Source organism: Gilvimarinus gilvus (assembly GCF_030518155.1).
GTDB classification, from domain to species: Bacteria; Pseudomonadota; Gammaproteobacteria; order Pseudomonadales; family Cellvibrionaceae; genus Gilvimarinus; species Gilvimarinus gilvus.
On sequence record NZ_JAULRU010000783.1, the window covers coordinates 17,180 to 37,330 of the forward strand.

Annotated in this window: 16 protein-coding genes; 7 read left to right on the forward strand and 9 right to left on the reverse strand. The window is 52.8% G+C overall.

Annotated features, from left to right (window positions below):
- Positions 1-96: 96 nt before the first annotated feature.
- Positions 97-693, forward strand: coding sequence for a VOC family protein (locus tag QWI17_RS19675; protein WP_302724233.1), 597 nt, complete (start codon positions 97-99; stop codon positions 691-693).
- A gap of 96 nt (positions 694-789) precedes the next feature.
- Here the strand turns inward: QWI17_RS19675 and QWI17_RS19680 are convergent, their stop codons facing one another.
- The gene (locus QWI17_RS19680) at positions 790-1,821 is read right to left on the reverse strand and encodes a hypothetical protein (RefSeq protein WP_302724234.1); all 1,032 of its coding nucleotides are present in this window, start codon (positions 1,819-1,821) and stop codon (positions 790-792) included.
- A 161-nt stretch (positions 1,822-1,982) separates the two neighbouring features.
- Positions 1,983-6,800: a glycoside hydrolase family 16 protein gene (locus QWI17_RS19685; RefSeq protein WP_302724235.1), complete on the reverse strand. Its 4,818-nt coding sequence runs from the start codon at positions 6,798-6,800 to the stop codon at positions 1,983-1,985.
- On the opposite strand from QWI17_RS19685, the gene QWI17_RS19690 reads away from it, so the two are divergent.
- Entirely contained in the window at positions 6,778-7,377 is a 600-nt protein-coding gene (locus tag QWI17_RS19690) for a hypothetical protein (protein ID WP_302724236.1), read from the forward strand. The genes QWI17_RS19685 and QWI17_RS19690 overlap by 23 nt on opposite strands.
- A 277-nt stretch (positions 7,378-7,654) precedes the next feature.
- Here the strand turns inward: QWI17_RS19690 and QWI17_RS19695 are convergent, their stop codons facing one another.
- The 4 genes from QWI17_RS19695 to QWI17_RS19710 form a co-directional block, all read right to left on the reverse strand.
- Positions 7,655-8,518 carry a UDP-2,3-diacylglucosamine diphosphatase gene (locus tag QWI17_RS19695; protein ID WP_302724237.1) on the reverse strand — a complete coding sequence of 288 codons (864 nt, stop codon included), beginning with the start codon at positions 8,516-8,518 and terminating at the stop codon, positions 7,655-7,657.
- A 177-nt stretch (positions 8,519-8,695) separates the two neighbouring features.
- On the reverse strand, positions 8,696-9,481 hold the full coding sequence (gene znuB / locus QWI17_RS19700) for a zinc ABC transporter permease subunit ZnuB (RefSeq protein ID WP_302724238.1): 786 nt from the start codon (positions 9,479-9,481) through the stop codon (positions 8,696-8,698).
- Positions 9,474-10,235, reverse strand: coding sequence for a zinc ABC transporter ATP-binding protein ZnuC (znuC, locus tag QWI17_RS19705; RefSeq protein WP_302724239.1), 762 nt, complete (start codon positions 10,233-10,235; stop codon positions 9,474-9,476). Before znuC ends, znuB begins: the two co-directional genes overlap by 8 nt.
- Positions 10,228-10,725, reverse strand: a complete 498-nt coding sequence (locus tag QWI17_RS19710) for a Fur family transcriptional regulator (RefSeq protein WP_302724240.1) — start codon at positions 10,723-10,725, stop codon at positions 10,228-10,230. Before QWI17_RS19710 ends, znuC begins: the two co-directional genes overlap by 8 nt.
- A 62-nt stretch (positions 10,726-10,787) precedes the next feature.
- On the opposite strand from QWI17_RS19710, the gene QWI17_RS19715 reads away from it, so the two are divergent.
- The gene (locus QWI17_RS19715) at positions 10,788-11,693 is read left to right on the forward strand and encodes a zinc ABC transporter substrate-binding protein (RefSeq protein WP_302724241.1); all 906 of its coding nucleotides are present in this window, start codon (positions 10,788-10,790) and stop codon (positions 11,691-11,693) included.
- Here QWI17_RS19715 and QWI17_RS19720 read toward each other — a convergent pair.
- Positions 11,667-11,939: a hypothetical protein gene (locus tag QWI17_RS19720; protein ID WP_302724242.1), complete on the reverse strand. Its 273-nt coding sequence runs from the start codon at positions 11,937-11,939 to the stop codon at positions 11,667-11,669. The two genes, QWI17_RS19715 and QWI17_RS19720, sit on opposite strands and share 27 nt — an antisense overlap.
- A gap of 251 nt (positions 11,940-12,190) precedes the next feature.
- Positions 12,191-12,466, reverse strand: a complete 276-nt coding sequence (locus tag QWI17_RS19725; RefSeq protein WP_302724243.1) for a hypothetical protein — start codon at positions 12,464-12,466, stop codon at positions 12,191-12,193.
- A 334-nt stretch (positions 12,467-12,800) separates the two neighbouring features.
- Here QWI17_RS19725 and polA point away from each other — a divergent pair, with 334 nt between their 5' ends.
- Positions 12,801-15,521 carry a DNA polymerase I gene (polA, locus tag QWI17_RS19730; RefSeq protein WP_302724244.1) on the forward strand — a complete coding sequence of 907 codons (2,721 nt, stop codon included), beginning with the start codon at positions 12,801-12,803 and terminating at the stop codon, positions 15,519-15,521.
- Positions 15,522-15,995: 474 nt separating this feature from the next.
- On the opposite strand, the gene yihA is transcribed toward polA, so the two are convergent.
- Positions 15,996-16,622 (reverse strand): ribosome biogenesis GTP-binding protein YihA/YsxC, encoded by a 627-nt coding sequence (gene yihA, locus QWI17_RS19735; RefSeq protein ID WP_302724245.1) that lies wholly within the window; start codon positions 16,620-16,622, stop codon positions 15,996-15,998.
- A gap of 193 nt (positions 16,623-16,815) precedes the next feature.
- On the opposite strand from yihA, the gene QWI17_RS19740 reads away from it, so the two are divergent.
- The 3 genes from QWI17_RS19740 (at position 16,816) to QWI17_RS19750 (ending at position 20,140) form a co-directional block, all read left to right on the forward strand.
- Positions 16,816-17,496 carry a c-type cytochrome gene (locus QWI17_RS19740; protein ID WP_302724246.1) on the forward strand — a complete coding sequence of 227 codons (681 nt, stop codon included), beginning with the start codon at positions 16,816-16,818 and terminating at the stop codon, positions 17,494-17,496.
- Positions 17,497-17,651: 155 nt separating this feature from the next.
- A complete protein-coding gene (locus QWI17_RS19745) occupies positions 17,652-18,275 on the forward strand; it encodes a thiol:disulfide interchange protein DsbA/DsbL (protein ID WP_302724247.1) in 624 nt (207 codons plus the stop codon).
- A gap of 161 nt (positions 18,276-18,436) precedes the next feature.
- Positions 18,437-20,140 carry a GGDEF domain-containing protein gene (locus tag QWI17_RS19750; protein WP_302724248.1) on the forward strand — a complete coding sequence of 568 codons (1,704 nt, stop codon included), beginning with the start codon at positions 18,437-18,439 and terminating at the stop codon, positions 20,138-20,140.
- Positions 20,141-20,151: the final 11 nt, after the last annotated feature.

Consider the following 20,151-nt stretch of genomic DNA (forward strand, 5'->3'; position numbering starts at 1 on the left):
TGGTTAATAGTGAAGTTATTCCTATGCTAATTATTAATCAAGGGTTGGGTGGTAATCTGGTTTTTTCAACTAAAAGCAATAGGAAGGAGACAGATTATGCTGCGACGGTTATTGATCGCCTTGGGCATATTGCCCATGGCAGCAGTGCAAGGTGCAACGACTATGACCACCCAGATGTTAGAGCAGCCCACGGGCCATACCTACGAGCGTTTTGCCGGTGCGCAACCCCGGCCATTTAAACAGCGCTTGCATCTTTTTTTATTGGGTGTGGCCGATGTGGAACGATCCCAGCGCTTTTTTGAAGCGCTTGGGTGGACGGTATCTCCGGTTTCGAGTGACGGCTTTGTGATGGTTGATCTCGGCGGTTATGCACTGGCGCTATTGTCGGGCGAAGCCTTTGCCGAGGAGGTCTTTGGCGAGGATATTTATGCCGGCGAGCGCGGGCCGGGTGCGGCGACCTATCGAGGTGTGGCGTTTGCTTATTTAGCTGAGAGTGCAGAACAGGTACCGGAAATGTTGGCTCGGGCCCTGGCCGCCGGTGGCACCTTAGTGAAGCCGGTGACGCGAACCCCGTGGGGGATCAATGCGTTTTTCAAAGACCCGGATGGCAACTTATTTGAAATTGATTACGAGCAAAAATGGGTGTTGAACTCGGCAGGACAGTTGGTCGTCGACCGCGTAAACCAGGAATAAAACAAAAATATGAGAAATGTCGTTTCTTTAGCTACTAACGTTAATTATTGGCAATGCAGACCTCAGCTCTGGTGAGCTGAGGTCTGCATGGGTTACTTACCTATTTTCCAGGAGTTTTGCTTGCAGCTTGGTAAAAGCTTCTTGAGCTAATTGTTGTTTTTCATATTCGGTTAGGTTAGCTCTGGGGGCAGGTGGTGCTGTTGCCCGAGCCATTTTAGTCAACTCTTGTACGCCCGAAATCTGTGGTTTTGCTGGCCCTGTTTGAGTTTGGGCAAAAGACCCGCTCGCTGAGCGATAAGCTAGGAAACCCGCAGCTTCGTCGAAATCGAATGAGCCTCCGCTTTTATTGAACTGATCGGCCAAACCACTGGCGCGAGATGTATCTAAGCTCATCCAATAGGCTCGCCATTCAAGTGAGGATTCATCGACAACAATGTAGAACGCATCACTTTCTGGGTAATAAAGCGCGATGGCTAAGCTATTCTCAGTGTCTTCATCGGTACAATAGCCTTGGTTAATGTTGTCAATACGGCATCCGTAGATGAGGATGTCACCATCATCTTCGACGAGCTCATCAAACACGAGCATGTCAGCGGTGAGTCGATTTCTTTCGTAAAAGTCAAAGTTGGAAGAGGCATTAATTGTTAAGCTCCATTCGCCCAACAACTTCTTGTTTATATCTCCACCCCAACCAAATTCAAATCGCTGTATGGGTGTCACCTCACCGTCGATGGTGACTTCAGCGGTAGTGCGGCTCAGAAACTCGATACGAATATCATGACCTTCGGTGGAGCTAATTGTAGGTGCCTGATGTGCACAGCCGATGCATTGGCCGTCTTCTACGAGCAATAGTTCACCTTCGTAGACGTCATCATCAATAAGCACGCCCGAGGCGGTAAACCAGATGGGGCGTCGCACGCCGTCTTTTTCAATTGGGTCATAGGTATAAGTGGCGAGAAATGCGATGTTGTCCTGAATTTCAATGGCGTAACCGGTGCCGCTTTCATCAGGGTTCCACCACCAGCCGCTTTCCGGGGTAATGATTGAGCTGCTGTCTTCTGCGAATGCGTTGAAGGAAAAGGTAACGACTAAGAGCAGAGTTCCGAGTTTTTTTGTAATAGATTCCATTGGTCTCTCCATGAGGCTAAAGCGTCTTGCGGGCGCAATCTTATGCTAAATAACGGGAATAGAAAAGCGCGCTAATTACTTTTTGAGGTTGCGGGAGGCATCGAGAGCTGTGTGAAGTTTACCCCTGCAGATAGGAAACCTCTGCAGGGGAGTGTGGGTTATTAACGCGGGTCGTTCAGAACCCAACGCACGTTATCAACCTGAATGGTGACGCCGCCCTGCTCTCCGCTAGGCAAAATGGCAAACGGGGTGTTTACCGAGGTTAAGTCCAGCCCGCCTGACACCATATCGTTGACGGGTACCACGACCGTTTCCCAATCGCTGGTTCCAACCAGGCCAATGGGTTGATCGCCCGAGGTGCAGGGGTAAACACAGTCGGTCTTTACAACCAGGCCCGTTGTGCCAGCGTCGACGGCAGGCAGGAAAACATCAAACACCAGGAATCCGCTGGCAAAAGCGCTGAGGTCGCGCACGGTACCTGGCTCGGTTTGAATAAACATCAGCCCGTTGCCACCAGCTTCGCTAAATTGCCCCTGAAACACTTGCCCGCGAGCAGAGTCGTCAGCATCCACAATGTTCACTTGCACGTGGCTGCCGCTGGCACTCCACTGGCCGATGTTGCCCCAAAGCGCGTCGACAGTGTCTGTGAAGATGTCGAAGTCTTCGGTAAAACTTACCGGCGCCACTTTCGGTTGCATATCGCAATCTTCCAGGCAGCTGATGCGAATATTATCCAGCTGTATGTGAGCTGCCCCGCCCAGTAGTTCGACCTCGAAGGGTCGCAAGACGGACGACCAGTCCACCTGCGACCAAGAGCCTGCGGCCTGTTGTAGAGAGTAGAGTCGCACGGATACAGGCGTCCATTGCCCAACCATATCTGCCGTGATATCGACCTCCTCGACGCTGATATCAGGAAACCCCGAACCCAGCTTAACGCTCAGCTGGGTGCCTACATCGGCTGCCTCAACCCACATGTCAAACTTGAACTCGCCAAGGTTGCGCGCGCGGGTATTCAGTGGATCGCCACCAAAGCTAAAGCCGTCATCCACTTCCGGGTAGCTGCTCATATCATCCGAGGCAAGCCAGGCAACGGCGGGGCCGGCGTTATTGAATTGCAAGTCCCACACTACCGTACCGCCAGAGCCACTATCAATCGGTGACGCACTGGGGTTGGAAGCGAGTGCTCCGCTGTCGTTCCACACCGCGTGTTGCAATGTGTTGTTCACTTCTGTCGCGTTGACATCGAATGTCAGGGTTTGAATCCCGTCTTCGGCGCCGCGGTAAAGCCAGACGTTATCGCGAACATCGGCCGGTGGAACGTGGCCAGTAATATTCGTTGGATCTGTGCTTGCATCGGCTGTAGGCGTTTCACAGCCCTTACCGGTGGTTGGGTCGTTTGAGCATTCGTATACGCGCACATAGTCCACTTCCATGGTTCTGGTGTCGGTAAAGGTTGGCAAATCGATATACTGACCATTACCCAGGGCGAGGTTCAAAATCATATGGAAAGGCTGATCAAATGGCTGTGCACCGGTGCCCACTTGATAGCCCACTTCCTGGCCGCCCCAGTAATAAATAAACCAGTTACCGCTGTTAAGCGCGAACAAGACATCGTTTACATACCAACGGATTTCACCCTCTTCCCACTCGACAATATAGGTGTAGAAATCATCCCAGATATTGGTTGGCGGTTCGTAGGGCGCCCCGCTGTACTGGTTCCAGGGCCAGGAGAAGCCATAGTGCAGGGTACCGTGCATTTCGTTGGCAGCTCCCGTGGGTTGTGGGCCAGCAACGCCGGGTTGGAAAGCTTCAAAAATATCCAACTCGCCACTGTGTGGCCAGTCGCCATAGGCGGTATCAGTTGGCAACATCCATATGGCTGGCCATACGCCAACACCTTGCGGTACCCGCGCACGGATTTCCATGCGGCCGTAAGTCCAGTCAGCTTTGCCTCGTGTGCGTAGACGAGCAGAAGAGTAGTCCTTACAGGTATTGGCGCCAGGGTATCCCGGATCTTCCTGATTCAGCGAAGGGCCACATGACTCGCCGTAAATGGCCGAAATGTGCAGCAGGCTGTCCTCGACATAGCTGTTGTCGGCACTGTCGGTATAACACTGGGCTTCGTTATTGCCACCGCCCCAGCAGTTTACCTCGTGCTCCCATTTACTGGTATCTATGTCGCTGCCTTCGAATTCATCGTTCCACACCAGTGTCCAGCCGTTGCCAATAGACGACGCTATTGATGAGCTGCTACTTGAGCTTGAAGTACTCGATGATGAGCTGCTGCTTGAGCTGGTGGATGTTGATGACGAGCTGCTCGATGAGCTACTGCTCGAACTAGAAGATGAGCTACTTGAAACCACCACGGAACTGGACGAGCTCGATGTAGAGCTTGATGATGAGCTGGATGAGCCACCCGGTTGCACCCAGCGAACGCTGTCCAATTGTACGCTAGCGCCTGCTTGCTTACCCCAGGTCGGCAGAAATACAAAGGGTGTACCGATTGAGTCAAGGGTGAAACCCGGCTCGGGGCCAGCTGTTATGAGATCTGCAATGTCAATGGTGTAGGTGGTCCAAACGTCCAACAGCGGTGTCGAAATTTGGTAATCACCCGACCCCATGCTGGGGCCACTTTCGGCTTTGACAATAAAGTCGGGGCCTTGAGTGCCAAAATCGAGTACCTTGAGATCGAACACCAGCTGTCCTTCACTGGCAAAGGCGCTAAGGTTTTTAGCATCCGTGAAGTGGAAAAAGGCCACACCATTGTTGACGCTGTCGCTGAAATCGAGCTGCAAGATATCGCCGCGATCGGCGTCTGTTACGGTGTTAACCGTAATGTGACCGGTGCCGTTATCCCAAGTGCCTATGTTTAGGCCTTGGGCTGCGCCGGGAGCGCCGTCAACGTAAACATCGAAACTGTCGACAATGGCTTCTATGGTCGGTTCTGTAGTCCCTGTGCCGCCTACCCAATGCACATTGTCCACCTGAATGTGCACACCTGCCTGATCATCCCACGTGGGGAAAATCACAAATGGTGTGTTCATCGCATCAATGTTGAAGCCCGTGCTATCGGGCGCGTCGAGCATATCGGCAATGTTAACCGTGATGCTGGTCCACTCTCCTTGCGCGGGATTAATGGTGTAGTTGCCGGTACCCGTGCCCGGAGCGCTCTCGGCCTTGACCACCAGTCCACTGGTGTTGCTGCCGTAATCGAGGACCTTAATGTCAAAGGTAAGTTGGCCATTGGTGGCAAAAGCACGCGCATTTTTCTTTGTGGTGGATTGGACAAACGCCAGGCCGCTCTCGCCACTATCGCTAAACGTGATATTCAGCACGTCGCCGCGATCGACATCATTCACTGTATTCGCGGTAACGTGATCACCGGAGTTGCTCCAGGTGCCGACACCGAAATCCCAGTTGGGGCCAGGTTCACCTTCGTCGAAAACAACGAAGCTATCGGTGAGAGTATCTTTCACGGCAGCCAGTACCGGATCGATGTCGCATGGCACCATACAATCGACAGCAATATCGGCCAATTGAATGCGGGCGATACCGGATGACTCAATTACAAAGGCATTGATCAGCTGACCAAGGTTGACTTGTCCCGTTTCGATATTATTGGGCAGCAACTGATTGATAGCGACGACCATCTCAGTCCACTCACCCGTCGCTGGGGCGTCGATAACCGCATAGCTAACATTGGGCCAGCCACTATCGAGCTTAACCGCCAGCTCGGTAGCGGGCTCTATGGATTCAACCCGTATTTTAAAGCGCAGTTGTCCGTAGTCGGCCATGTTGGTGAATTTAAGCCCGTCGTTCACTTCGGGGTAGGCACTCATGTCACTGGTAGACAGGAACGCATTACCTGGACCGTTAAAGGTGATATCCCATACGGTTTCTCCCTCGCCGGTAATAGCGGCGGGATCGCTGAGCACATTGCCACTGCCGCCGTCGTACAGGCCTGGAACCAGCGTGTTGGTTACTTCGCCGTCTGGGGTATTGAAGGTGAAGCTTGCTGGCCCTTGCTGGTATAGGTCAAAGCTTTCGGTTTCCGGAGAGGTATGACCTGTTACCTGAGTTGCTCCCGGGTCGGAAGTTCCGCAACCGGTGCCTGCGCTTGAGTTGGAAGAGCACTCATAGACGCGAACAAAATCTACTTCCATGGTTTGCGGAAAGGTCGTGGAGCCATCCGGTGCGCCCGGCCAGTTACCACCAACGGCCAGGTTCAACAGCATGTGGAAGGGCTCGTCGAAGGGTGCTGCGGCGCTGCCTAGCTGATAGCCTTTTTGCGCCGCGGATTGCCCGTCTGGTTTACCGAGAGCTGTGCTTTTTTCTTGCTCGTTCCAGTAAAAAGTAAACCAGCCGTCCTGGGTTTGGGTCGCGAAATGTACGTCGTCCACGAACCAACGAATTTCACCTTGCTCCCATTCGATGGCGTAGGTGTGGAAGGTGTCCCAAACGTTATCCTCAGGAGTGTAGGCGGTACCAGAATTTAAATTGCCGGGCCAAACACGACCATAATGCAAGGTGCCGTGAATTTCGTTGTTGCCAGAAACGTTGGGGTTGACCGCCTCCATGATGTCAATTTCACCACTGAGTGGCCAGCCTCCATACTTTGTATCCGTTGGCAGCATCCAAATCGCTGGCCAAAGGCCTTTACCCTCCGGTAACTTGGCGCGAACTTCCATGCGACCGTAAGTCCAATCGGCCTTGCCCCGGGTGCGCAGTCGCGCTGATGTGTAAGGCAGAGTTTTGGAGGTATCCGTTGGGTCGTAGCTGGGGTCTTCCTGGTTAACGCCTGGACCACTAAAGGATTCCTGGCGAGCGACAATTAATAGTTTGCCGTCGTCTACGTAACTGTTGTCGGCGCGATCGGTATAGCACTGCAGTTCGTCGTTGCCGCCACCCCAGCAGTTGACCTCGTGCTCCCACTTGCTGGTGTCGATGGCGGAGCCGTTGAATTCATCTTCCCATACCATGGTCCATTGTGGTGGTGGCGCTGCTGCAACCGAGCTACTGCTCGAACTCACGGAGCTACTGCTTGAGCTTACCGAGCTACTGCTCGAACTCACGGAGCTACTGCTTGAGCTTACTGAGCTACTGCTCGAACTCACAGAGCTAATCGTGCTGGATGAGCTACTACTGCTCGATGACGACTCGGTCGAGCTCGCCTCACTTGATGAGCTACTGGCAACAGAGCTGCTAGAACTCTCTTCGCTACTGCTTGAGCTTTCCTCGCTGCTGCTCGACAGGCTGGAAATACTGCTGCTTGATTCACTGGAGCTTTCGGAGCTACTTTCACTGCTCTCACTGGACTGGCTTATGACACTAGAGCTGCTGCTTGCCACCGTGCTCGAAGAGCTTGCGGTGGAGGTTGAATCATCGCTCTGGCCAAAACAGGCCGATAGTGAGACTGCCATGATGCATACCACCAATGGCAGGCGGATAGGTTTGTTCATGATGACCTCGATGTCGTTATTGTTTTTGTGGGCTGATACAGCCTCAACGCACAGCGCAAAAGCGACATGTTGGCGTGGAGGGGGCCCGTTTTTTTAATCAGCGAGGCATTCTGTAAATTGTCAGGCGGGGCGTCGTCCCACTTTGATGGTGTGTTTGAACATGGTGAGGGTGACTGTTCGTTCGACAAAATAGTGACGCTTGTCACTTTTAAGTGGAACCCGATTAAATCATTGTCAATAAGCTGGCTGTGTGACGTGCGGTTTGCTTAGGTGCCAGAATAAAAAGTGGGACTCGCGCATTGAACATGAGAGTCGTGTATACGCGGCCAATGTGCTCGGCGCAGTTGAGTTGAGAGAATGTATAGCCGCGTTGACTATGCAGCCTGCGCGGTATCTTTCGACGCTACCTGTTGACGCTGCCATTCAACCTGATCGCTGTAGTGCAGCAGGCGCATTTCGCCCGAAAAGTCTTCCACGATAGCGGTACAGCTTTCTATCCAGTCGCCGGTATTGCAGTAGCGAATGCCCTCTTGTTCTAACATGGCGGGGTAGTGAATGTGGCCGCAGATCACACCGTCGAAACCGCGCCGGCGCGCTTCGTCCATCGCCTCATTTTGGTAGGTCTCGATAGCATCTTTCGCGCCTTTGATATTCTCTTTGATTAGCCGGGCCAGGGAAAAGTAAGGCTGGCCCATCCACTTGCGCCAGCGATTGGCCCAGCGGTTAATGAACAGCAACAGGTTGTAACCGATATCACCAAAAAAGCGTGTTAGGTGCGACAAGTTGATGTAGGCATCCATGGCGTCGCCATGCATTATTAGGTAGCGCTTACCGTTGGCGCAGGTGTAGACATGTTCTTCAATGATCTCGATGGGCCCAAAAAAATTACCGCAAAAGCGGCGCATGGGTTCGTCGTGGTTGCCCGGAACGTAAATAACGCGTGTGCCACTATTGGCAAGCTCATACAATTTGAGCATGACCTGATAGTGTTGTTGCGGCCAGCGAAATTTCCGCTTTAGTGCCCACATATCAATAATGTCGCCCACTAGATACAGCGTGTCACAATTTATGTTGTCGAGAAACTCGAGCAAGTATTCGGCTTTGCAGTCGCGATAGCCCAAATGAATATCGGAAATCCAAATGGTGCGGCCTTTAATGAGCGAAGCGGGGGGATTGCTGTCGGGCGATGAAGGGGGGCGATTATTGGCAGACTGGTCACTGGCAGTCATCTTCGTCATCGGTACGGCCTCAGTGTTTTGTTGAGGCAAAGTCTGGTATTTCTCTGTGACAGTCAGAAAACAAATAGGTGAAAGTTTGGTTACATAATTCGCGGGGAACGGGGAACGGGGAACGGGGAACGGGGAAGTCTGCTATTCGTCTACCGTGACCCGTAAGCCGTCACCCACTGCAAACAACTAAAGCTTACTCGATTTCAGTAAAGACAAAATAAAGACTGAAGTTGCGCCGAGCACGATGGCGGGCCCGGCCGGCCAGTCCCAAAAATATGAGGCGCTAAGGCCGGCAAGTACGGCCAGTGCGCCAATAAGGCTGGCTATTACGGCCATTTGTTCTGGTGTATGAGCTACTCTGCGCGCGGCCGCGGCGGGAATAATAAGCAGAGCGGTAATCAATAAAACCCCAACGACTTTCATGGCAATGGCAATGACCAAAGCCATTAATAGCATCAGTGCGGTGCGCACTAAGGTTACGTTAACGCCTTCTACGTGGGCCAAATCTTCGTGCACGGTAATGGCCAGCAGCGGTCGCCAAAGCCAGATTAAAGTCGCGATAACCAGTGCACCCACGAGCCATATGGCGATTAAATCAGTGTAGGTTGTGGCGAGAATATCGCCGAATAGGTAGCCGGTGAGGTTGATACGGGCGGGGCCCACGACACTAATGGTTACCAGCCCCAGCGCAAGTGTCGAGTGCGACAGGATGCCGAGCAGGGTGTCGCTGGCTAATTGGCGGCTGCGTTGTAACGCGACCAGCAGTAGGGCGATTGCCAGGCAGCCGAAGGCCACGGCAAGATTGAGGTTAATATCCAACAGCAAACCCACAGTGATGCCCAGCAGTGCGGAGTGTGCCATGGTGTCGCCGAAGTAGGCCATACGCCGCCATACCGCAAAACAACCCAAAGGGCCCGTTGCCAGCGCCACACCGAGCCCGGCGGCCAGGGCCAGAAGTAAAAATTCAGGCATGGTGCGAATGATCCTGATCGATTTCGCCACAGGGGTCGTGGGCGTGATCGTGGTGATGAGTGTAAAGCGCAATTTGGGCTTCGGCTCGGTGCCCGAATAACTCTAAGTACGCGGGGTCGCTGGTAACCTGTTCCGGGTGGCCGTGACAACACACGTGGCCGTTTAAGCAAATGACGGTATCTGTGGTGGCCATCACCAGGTGCAAATCATGCGATATCAGGAGGACACCACAATTAAGCTCTTTGCGAATGTCGTTGATTAATGCGTACAGAGCGGCTTGACCCGCTACATCCACACCCTGTACCGGTTCGTCGAGTACCAGTAGTTCGGGTTGTTGCAGTAATGCCCGCGCTAACAATACACGTTGCATTTCCCCGCCCGAAAGTGCCTGCATGGGTTGATTGAGTAAATGTATGGCGCCTGTGCGCCCCAGTGCCAGGCTGGCTTGTGCGGGTTTGCAGCCCGCGAGTGTTAGAAACCGCTTTACTGTTATCGGCAGACTGGGGTCTAGTTGTAGCTTTTGTGGCATATAGCCAGTGCGAAGCTTGGGCCGACGATAGAGCTCACCGCTTGTGGCCCTGGACAGGCCGAGAATAGTCCGCACCAAAGTGGTTTTGCCGGCGCCATTGGGGCCAATCAAGGTGACAATTTTGCCGGCCTCAACGGACAGGGAGGCATTATCCACCAGGGTTTTGTCACCACGCATAACACTGAGGTGGTGAGTCTTTACCAGAATATGGTCGGCTTCAGCCATTGCTGTTGCCTTGCGACTGGCAGTCCGGGCACAGTCCAAATACTTCCAGCGATTGGGAATGCACCGTAAAACCGGCATTGTGCGCCGCCCCATTAATGCTTTCGCCAACTTGCCGGGACTGTATTTCTTCGGCACGGCCGCAGTCGTCACACAATAAAAAGTGCGAGGCGTGTTGATGGTCGGGGTGGGGGCAACCGATAAAAGCATTGAGTGCGCCAATGCGGTGTATCAATTTTTGTTCTAGCAAAAAATCCAGAGCTCGGTAAACCGTGGGCGGTGCGACCTGTTTGGGAGACCCGGCCGACAACAAGTCGAGCAGTGCGTAAGCACCGAGAGGTTTGTGACTCTGCCAAATAAGCTCTAATACTTGCTTGCGCAGCGGGGTGAGGCGAACCCCGCGCTCTTGGCACAGAGTAATGGCGGCCTGCAGTGCATCGTTAACACAGTGCTGGTGGTCGTGTTGGCTGAAGGCGAGGGGTGTTTTACTCATGCGTCGATTGTAACTGATATGTTATAGTATAACTATTGTTAGTTCTCTTCTCAGGCGATTTCATGGTGGTAAGAAGTAATGGCAGCGGCCTGAATTGGCTCACTGCATGTTTGTTGTCGGCATTGCTTTGGTGCCAGCAGGCAAATTCGGTTGATGTCATAACCAGCATCAAGCCGATAGCGTTGATTGCTCAAGAGTTGGCGCTGGAGTCCGATCAAGTCAATTACCTATTGCCCGCCGGCGTATCACCTCACGCCTATTCATTGCGCGTATCGCAAATGCGTCAGCTACACGCGGCAGATCTGGTGCTCTGGGTCGGTCCGGAGCTGGAAACATTTTTGCAAAAGCCGCTGGCCGCATTACCTGAAGGCCGTGTCATGACCCTGGTGCAGCTGGTGGGATTGCAGTGGCCTGAGGATGATGGTGCGGCCGGGCATCACGCCGATCACTCCCATGAACACGATCCGCACCTGTGGTTGAACCCTGAAAACACACTGGTGGTGGTCGACGCCCTTGCGCGGCATTTGGCGCAATTGAATCCAGCAGCTGCAGAAGCCTACGCTGCGCGAGCACAGTCGTATAAAAGTTCTCTAGTGGCTTTAGACACAGAGCTGCGGGCGCAAATGTCACCTCTCGCCGATACTGGATTTGCCGTCTATCACGACGGTTATCGTCACTGGGTTGAACACTACGGCATGCGCCAAGTGGATTACGTCACCGTTACCCCTGAGCAAAAGCCAGGCGCCAAGCATTTAGTGGCGCTGCAGGAGCGATTGCGAAGTGACGCCAAATGTTTGTTTGTAGAACCCTACAGCGATGTTACTGAGGCAACGCGATTGGCGAAAACCCTTGGCCTCGGCGTCGGCGAACTTGATCCGCTGGCCAGTGCGAGCTCGTTGGCCAGTTACGAACAATTGCTGCGCCACATAAGCGCCAGTCTGTCAGCCTGCCTTGTCAGCCAGAACTGATGACGACGTTAAGGTTATGCCGTTAGTGGCTAACACTCTGAGCTGCTGGGGGTGCAGTTCGTCGGCTAGGTGAATACAGCAGGTGCGGACATCCGGATGGGGCGATGTGACCGCCGCTTTTAGCAGCTGTAATTGACCGTCAATACTGGAGAGCCGGTAGCGGTCGCCAGTATGTCGGTAAATAAGGCTCGCCAGTTGTTGTAAGCGGTAGATCCCTGCCTGCGAAAAAATAATCTTGCTGTTCACATCGATTCCTTCTGGCGATTGACCAGGTCAAAGTCGTAAAATTTGGTTCCTACTAAAAGTGTAGGCAAATCGGCTTAGGTTGGAAGGCCACGTAGCTGAAGTGTGAACTTATCCGTGTATAAGCCGTGAACGACAGCACCCTGGAAGTTATAAAGCGTTGAAAAAAGCGGCAAGATCGGCCGTTTCTTCAATTCTTAAACTCCTTCGGTCGCAAACAGTGTTTTACTTACTCACAATTAATCTAAAGCTTTTTACAGCCCCAGACGGCGCTTCATATCCTCTTCAAACTGTTCGTCGAGCTTCGCACTGATTTTGTCAGCCAGATCGTCGGAAGTTTGTACAATGTCGAGATCGACAACTTTCACGTCATTTTCTGCATTCAATGATTCTTCAGTTTTGAAGCTGATTGCCTGCGAGGTTTTAGCGGCTGCCAGGGTAAGGCTTTCGCTAACATTTTCTTCGGCTTCATTTGCCACTGCTGTGCTCGCCAGTAACAACCCTGCCAGTAATACACCATAGGTCTTCATAAGATGCCCTCCGTTGGTTGGTGATACTCAAGATGCTGGTGTGCCACCTGAGCGTTAGAGGCTAATCAGATGCTTTTGGCAACTGTTACCCTTCTGTTACGTATGGTAACAAATAGTAACGGAAAGTCCAAATAAAAAAGCAGAAAAGTGAAGATTCTTTAAGAAGACTTCGATCTAACTGATTGTTATTTAGTTATTTTTGGTTGGAGTGAAGCATGCTTGTTGTTTTTTGTGGCGTTGGTAACACTTAGTCGGGTGGAGTTGGTTCAGGCCTCGATGGCAAGATTGGTGTATCCTTGCGCTTTTCGATTACTCTCAGCAGGCCTTAATTGCTATGTCCGATCAGGCTCCCGTCGTACTTGTGGATGGATCTTCCTACCTCTATCGCGCTTATCATGCGTTGCCACCTCTAACCAATTCGCGCGGTGAGCCAACCGGGGCGGTGAAAGGCGTCATTAATATGATCCGGCGTCTGATCAAAGACTATCCACAAAGTCCCATTGCGGTAGTGTTCGATGCCAAGGGGAAGACCTTTCGCGATGACCTGTACGCCCAATACAAGGCGCAGCGCCCTCCAATGCCTGATGACTTGCGCCCACAGGTTGAGCCAATCTTCGATATCGTGCGCGCTATGGGGTTACCCCTGTTGGTCGAAGAGGGCGTTGAAGCCGACGACGTCATTGGCACCCTGGCGGCGCAAGCCGAGGAGAGGGGTTGCCCGGTGGTGATTTCTACCGGCGACAAAGACATGGCGCAATTGGTGAACCCTCAGGTCACGCTTGTAAACACCATGACCAGTACGTTAATGGATGTTGCCGGCGTGCGGGAAAAATATGGCTTTGGCCCCGAGCTAATGATCGACTATTTAGCGTTGATGGGGGACAAAGTTGACAATATTCCCGGTGTGCCAGGCGTTGGCGAGAAGTCAGCCAAGGCATTGTTGCAGGGCGTCGGTGGCTTGGATGCTCTGTACCAAAATCTGGAGGCCATTCGGCAGCTGGAATTTCGCGGTGCCAAGAAAATGCCGGAGAAGCTGCTGGAGCACAAAGATCTGGCGTATCTATCGTACCAGCTGGCAACGATTAAGCTCGATGTTCCTTTACATGTTGGCGTCGGTGATATTGCGGTAGGCGATGTCGATAAGGCAGCGTTAAAAAGCTTGTTTGAGAGAATGGAGTTTAGGAGCTGGGTTGACGAGTTGGCCGAGGTCGAAGGCGATAGCCCAGTTGCGGTGGCCCAAGCCGTGGCCGTTGCGTACGACACAGTGTTGGATAAAGCAGCGCTGGCGCAATGGATTCGACAGCTCGAAGATGCCGAGGTATTCGCGTTTGATACCGAAACGACTAGCTTGCACGCCATGCAGGCTGAGATTGTCGGTGTCTCTTTCGCGATTGAGGCGGGCAAGGCGGCCTATGTGCCCGTGGCGCACGATTATTTAGAGGCGCCGGATCAGCTGGATCGCGACTTTGTATTGGCTGAGCTTAAGCCTTTATTGGAAGACGCTAAGCGTGCCAAAGTTGGGCAAAACTTAAAATACGATCGCAATGTGCTGGCCAACCACGGTATTGCGCTGCGCGGCATCGCCTGGGATACGATGCTTGAGTCCTGCGTGTTTAACTCTGTGGCGGGGCGTCACGATATGGATTCACTGGCCGAGCGTTTTCTGGGCACATCGACCATTCACTACGAAGATATTGCCGGTAAGGGCGCTAAGCAATTGAGCTTTAATCAGATTAAAGTTGAGGATGCTGCGCCATACGCGGCTGAAGACGCCGATATAACGCTGCGCTTACATCAGGCCATATGGCCGCAGTTGGAGCAGGTCGACACCTTGCGCCGGGTGTTGCTGGATATTGAAATGCCCCTGGTTCCGGTGCTGGCGGACATAGAGCGCAATGGCGCCCTAGTGGATGCCAATCAATTGGGCCGTCAGAGTCATGAGTTGCAGGCGCGCCTGACGGAATTAGAGCGAGAGGCTTACGATATAGCGGGGCGCGAGTTTAACCTCAGCTCGCCCAAGCAGCTAGGCGTAATTTTATTCGAGGAGCTGGAGTTGCCGGTGGTTAAGAAAACCAAAACCGGTGCCCCTTCGACCGCAGAAGATGTGTTGCAGGAACTCGCGCTCGACTATCCGCTACCCAAGTTGCTGCTGGAGTACCGCGGTTTAGCGAAACTGAAATCGACCTACACCGACAAGCTGCCGAAGATGATCAATCCGGCAACAGGCCGTATTCATACGTCCTATCATCAGGCAGGCACAGCGACGGGCCGTCTTTCATCGAGTGACCCCAATCTACAGAACATTCCAATTCGCACCGAGGAAGGTCGCCGTATTCGCAAAGCATTTGTGGCGCCTGCCGGTTATAAGATCGTTGCTGCGGATTACTCTCAGATTGAGTTGCGTATCATGGCCCACCTGTCGGACGATGAAGGGTTGTTAAGTGCCTTTGCGCAAGGGCTAGATGTTCATCGCGCAACGGCGGCTGAGGTATTTGGTACCGAGCTCGATAAAGTTACCGATGAGATGCGCCGCCGCGCCAAAGCGATTAACTTTGGCCTTATATACGGTATGTCCGCGTTTGGCTTGGGCAAGCAGTTGGCGCTGGGGCGAAATGAGGCGCAGGGCTATATTGATCGCTATTTTGAGCGTTATCCGGGCGTCGCTCGCTATATGGAAAACACAAGGGCATTGGCTCACGATAAAGGCTATGTTGAGACGTTAATGGGGCGGCGTTTGTACCTGCCCGAAATTAATGCCCGCAATAAAATGTTGCAGCAGGCCGCTGAGCGCACGGCTATTAATGCGCCTATGCAGGGTACGGCAGCGGATATTATTAAAATGGCCATGGTGTCGGTGGCGAATTGGCTTGCCGAGTCAAAGCTCGATGCTAAGTTGGTGATGCAGGTTCACGATGAGCTTGTGCTGGAGGTGGCCGAGGCGGATGTGGACGCTGTTTGCCAGGGGCTGGAAGAGCGGATGGAGCAAGCTGCTGAACTTAAAGTGCCGCTACTGGTAGAAGTGGGGGTTGGCGAAAGCTGGGATGAGGCGCACTAGTTGGCGCTCATTTCTTTGTTTTTAGCGTAAATTTAAAAAAACGATCAAAAAGTGTGAAAAAATCGACTTTTTATTGAACTTTCGATTGGCGAATTGTTCAAAGTTACAGCACACTGAATCGTAAGACGTTTTTTTTCATGAGCTCCTCCTCGTTTGACCGAAAGGTCACTTTGGCAGAATAACTTCTGACAGTAGCCCCCGCCACTCTGGATCGGGGGCTTTTTTTATGCGGCAGGTCATGTCCCGCGCTCGGGTTGTCACAAAAATATTCGCTACGACCTTTCATTACATTTGCCATACAAACTTTTACAGATGCACGTGAACTAAACCCGCTAAGCTGTGTCTTAAATTACAGTAGTCATTGCATAGCATGCGATCCGTAACTGGCATCATCCCCCAAGGGTGTCAGTATTGTGGCCGGTAACTCACGTTATCGGCCTTTTTTTTGGCTGCGATTGGAGGGGCGAGCCGGCCTCACTCTGCGCTTTGGGGTTTGCCCGTGAGCCAGCCCGACAGCGTTTGTTTCAGTTGATCGAGCCCGGCGTTCTTGAGCGAAGAAAAGGTTTGGACCGTCACCAGGTCGTTTACCCCCGCCTCTTTGAACGACTTGCGCACCTGAAGCAGGGTGGCTTGCGCCGGGCCCTTTTTGAGCTTATCGGCCTTGGTGAGGAGTACGTGAACGGGCATTGCCACTTCGATCGCCCAGTTTATGACTAGGGTGTCGTATTCTTGCATGGGGTGGCGGATGTCCATTACCACCACTAAGCCTGCCAAACACTTGCGTTCGTGCAAATACTCTGACAAATTTTCTTGCCACTGCTCTTTTAGCTGTCGCGACACTTTTGCGAAGCCATACCCGGGTAGGTCTACCAGCCGGGTCGTGTCCGAGAGGTCGAAAAAGTTAATTAACTGAGTTCGCCCTGGGGTTTTACTGGTGCGGGCAAGCTTTTTATTGTTGGTCAGTGTGTTGATGGCGCTCGATTTCCCGGCGTTAGAGCGGCCGGCAAAAGCGACTTCAAGGCCCTGCTCTGGCGGGCATTCACGGATACTAGGGGCGCTTTGGGTAAAGCTGGCACACTGGAAATTTAGGATCTCGGTCATGGAGTTTTAGCGCTGTGGTTGGCTGAGGGCGCAAGCCTAACAGACTGCGGGCCTTTTGTGATTGGTCAATTAGTATATAATGCCCGCTGCAACCGGCCCGCACCAGTATTAACTGTAGGCGGGAAAGTATGCCTGGCCCTTACGTCGAGGCAGTACAGCCAACACTATAATTGACGATGTCACAGGTTAGCCAATGAAAAAACTTGTTTTACCTCTGCTTATCGCACTCGGAGCACCGGCTCTGTCGCAAATGGCCAGCGCCGCTGGTGATGCCGCTGCTGGTGCTGACAAGGTCGCCGTTTGCGCGGCTTGCCACGGTCCCGATGGCAACAGCCCGGCACCGACTTTCCCGAAAATAGCCGGGTTGGGCGAAGCTTACCTATACAAACAATTGCAGGATATCCAGGCTTGGGATCAAGCTTCAGGCGATGACAAGGCCAAAACAGGCCGAGCTGTGGTAGAAATGACTGGCATGTTGAGCTCATTAGACGATCAGGACCTCCAGGATATCGCCGCCCACTATGCTGCGCAGAGCATGCAGTTGTCGGGCTCAAAAGAGTTTACGGTGAAAGTAAACAGCGGTCAGGACGTTGACGCGCTGAGCTTGGGCGAAAGCCTGTACCGGGGCGGCAATATGGAGACGGGAGTAGCCGCCTGTAGTGGTTGTCACTCGCCAACGGGCCTGGGTAATGCCCCTGCTGGTTACCCGCGTTTAGGTGGTCAATACGCTGAATATGTCGAGAAGCAGCTGAAAGCCTTCCGTGGCGGTGAGCGCATCAACGATGGCGAACAAATGATCATGCGTCTGGTGGCAAAGAATATGAGCGACGCCGAAATTAAGGCGGTAGCCAATTATATAGCCGGCCTAAACTGATCCGTGCTGAGGTAAAAAGGCGACTTCGGTCGCCTTTTTTGTGGCCGTCTTCCGGCGGCGGCGCTATGTAACTGAAAAATCGGAACTTTATCGGGCTGCAAGTGCTCTAAAGTCGCAGTGCCATGAATTGAAGTGAACCCAAAGGGGAGCAGTATATGCGAGTATTGATAGCGTTTTTTGGAATATTATTCAGCCTGGTGGCCTGTGCGGATGAGGCGGCAAAGTATCAGGAAGGCACACACTATTTTGCCATAGAGCAGCCTATTCGAACTGACAACCCAGACAAAATTGAAGTGCGCGAGATGTTTGCCTACACATGTGGTCACTGTTTCCGCTTTGATCCTGTGCTGCACGATTGGTATGAAGCTCAAGCCGACGATGTGTATTTGGTGCGCACCCCTATGGTTTGGGCCGCAGCCATGGAGCCTTATGCTCGCGCTTACTACACCGCCAATGCGATGAAAGTGCTGGAAGATTCACATATGGACCTGTTTAACGCCATCCACCTCAAGCGTACCCGCTTTGGCTCTGCTGAAGATTTCGCGGCATTTTATGCTCAATATGGTGCCGATACTGATAAATTCGTTAAAACGTTTGAATCTTTTGGGGTGGACAGTCAGTTGCGCCAGGGCGATGCCAAAGCACGTGCTGCGGGTATCAGCTCAACGCCGGAGCTTGTTGTGGGAGGCCAGTACCGGATTAGCTCAACCGGAGCTGGTGGGCACAAAGAAATGCTTGAAGTCGCGAGCTACCTGATTGAGCAGCTGCGTGCCGAATAACTGCTAGCATCATGTCGTGCGAATTGAAAAACCCTGCGGGCAGAGGCAGTCCGCGGGGTTTTTTGTTTATTGGGGCTGCAGAATCTATGGGTTGTGGCACCAGAGTCTATAATGAGTCAGACTGTTTCAGGATCTAGGAACTCAGGTGGAGCAAAAGCCCTGTGAGCGGAGATAGCGGGAATAAATGGCGCGACAAATACTTAGATGCACTTGATCAGCAAGAGGCACTAGAGCGCCGCTATAAGGACGACGTTGGCATCTTACAGCGAGCTTTACTGCGCATTAGTATCGCCGCTGACGGACAGCAACCTGGGCTGGACCGGGCGCTGGAAGAATTGCGTTCTGTTCTGCGTAGCCATGACGAGGTTAGCCAGTTGCAAAGCGCCATGTCATTGCTTGATGACGCTTTGATTCAATTCGATAAACAGCGCGAGGTGACCACGACAAGCCTTAAAGGCAGCATGCAATCATTGATTGTACCGCTGTTGGCGAAAGAGCCTGAGCGCCCACTCAAACGCAAGCTGCGTGACTTGGCTCAGGCGGTCACGCGGCAGCGGGATCTACTGCACGGTTACCCTGAGTTACTTCAGCAACTGGCGAAGTTGCAGGCGCAAGTACTAGTTGCCGATGAAAACGAAGATGGCACTGCGGAGAAAGAGCCGTCGGGTGGTTTGCTGTCTCGTTTGCTGGGCAAGACCGAAGCGCCTACAGCTGCTAAAGACACAGAGCCGATGCCGGCCGGGGAGCGCGGGCTCGATCCGGGCCAAGTGGATAGGGCGCTGTTTGAACTTAATCCCAATGCCAGCTTGCGCGATAGCGCAACCGTATCAGACAACATGCGCTCGATTATTACCGAGTTGCTGCTGAGTGTAAAAGCACAAAATGTTGCTCCGGAGAGGGTGCAAATTCTGCAGCAGCGTTTGAAGTCCGGCATTACCAATGCAGATTTGTTGCCTGTGCTGGAGGAGGTTCGCGACCTGATTATGGCGGCCTATGTAGAGGCGACCCGAGCCTTTGCCGTGTACTTGAAGGACGTTAATGGTGAGCTTGCCGATATTTATGGAGCGCTGGGCATCGCAGCAGACACCAGCACAAACATACAAAATGCATCGGCCAGTATGCAGGCTGACATGATGGCCGAATTTGAACATCTAAGCAGCAAAACATCTGAGGCAACCGATCTAAGTCAGCTCAAATCTGAAGTACAGAATCGAATCGGTAATATTCGTGCGGCTCTGGATTCGTTCCGGCAACGCTCAGCGTCTGACACTCCTGTCACCGAGCAGCTAACGGCCTTAGCGGAGCGGTTGAAGTCTATGGAGACGGAGGCAGAGAAAAATCGGATAGTGCTGGAAGAGCAGCGCGCCAAAGCTTTAACCGATGCGCTTACAGGCCTGCCTAATCGTCAGGCGTTTGTAGAGCGCTCTGAGCTTGAAGTGCAGCGCTATCTTCGCTACTCCAATCCGCTCACGCTTGCCATCTGTGATTTAGATTATTTTAAAAGAATTAATGATAGCTTGGGGCATCAGGCCGGAGACCGGGTGTTGAGAGTTCTCAGCAGCGCTATTGCCAAGCGCTTGCGTGAAGTGGACTTTATTGGCCGCTATGGTGGCGAAGAGTTTGTGATACTTATGCCCGAGACTACATCGGCTCAGGCTCTTGAATTCCTCGATAAAATCAGGGGCGCCATTGCGCGTACAGATTTTAACTATCGCGAACAGCCAGTCGAGCTAACCGTATCAATTGGTATTGCGCAGTTTACCGGCAAAGAAGCGTTAGAGTCGGTGTTTGAGAGGGCTGATCGGGCCTTGTATGATGCCAAAGCGGCAGGGCGGAATCAGTGTAAGGTCGCCGACGCTGAATAACAAACACAGAC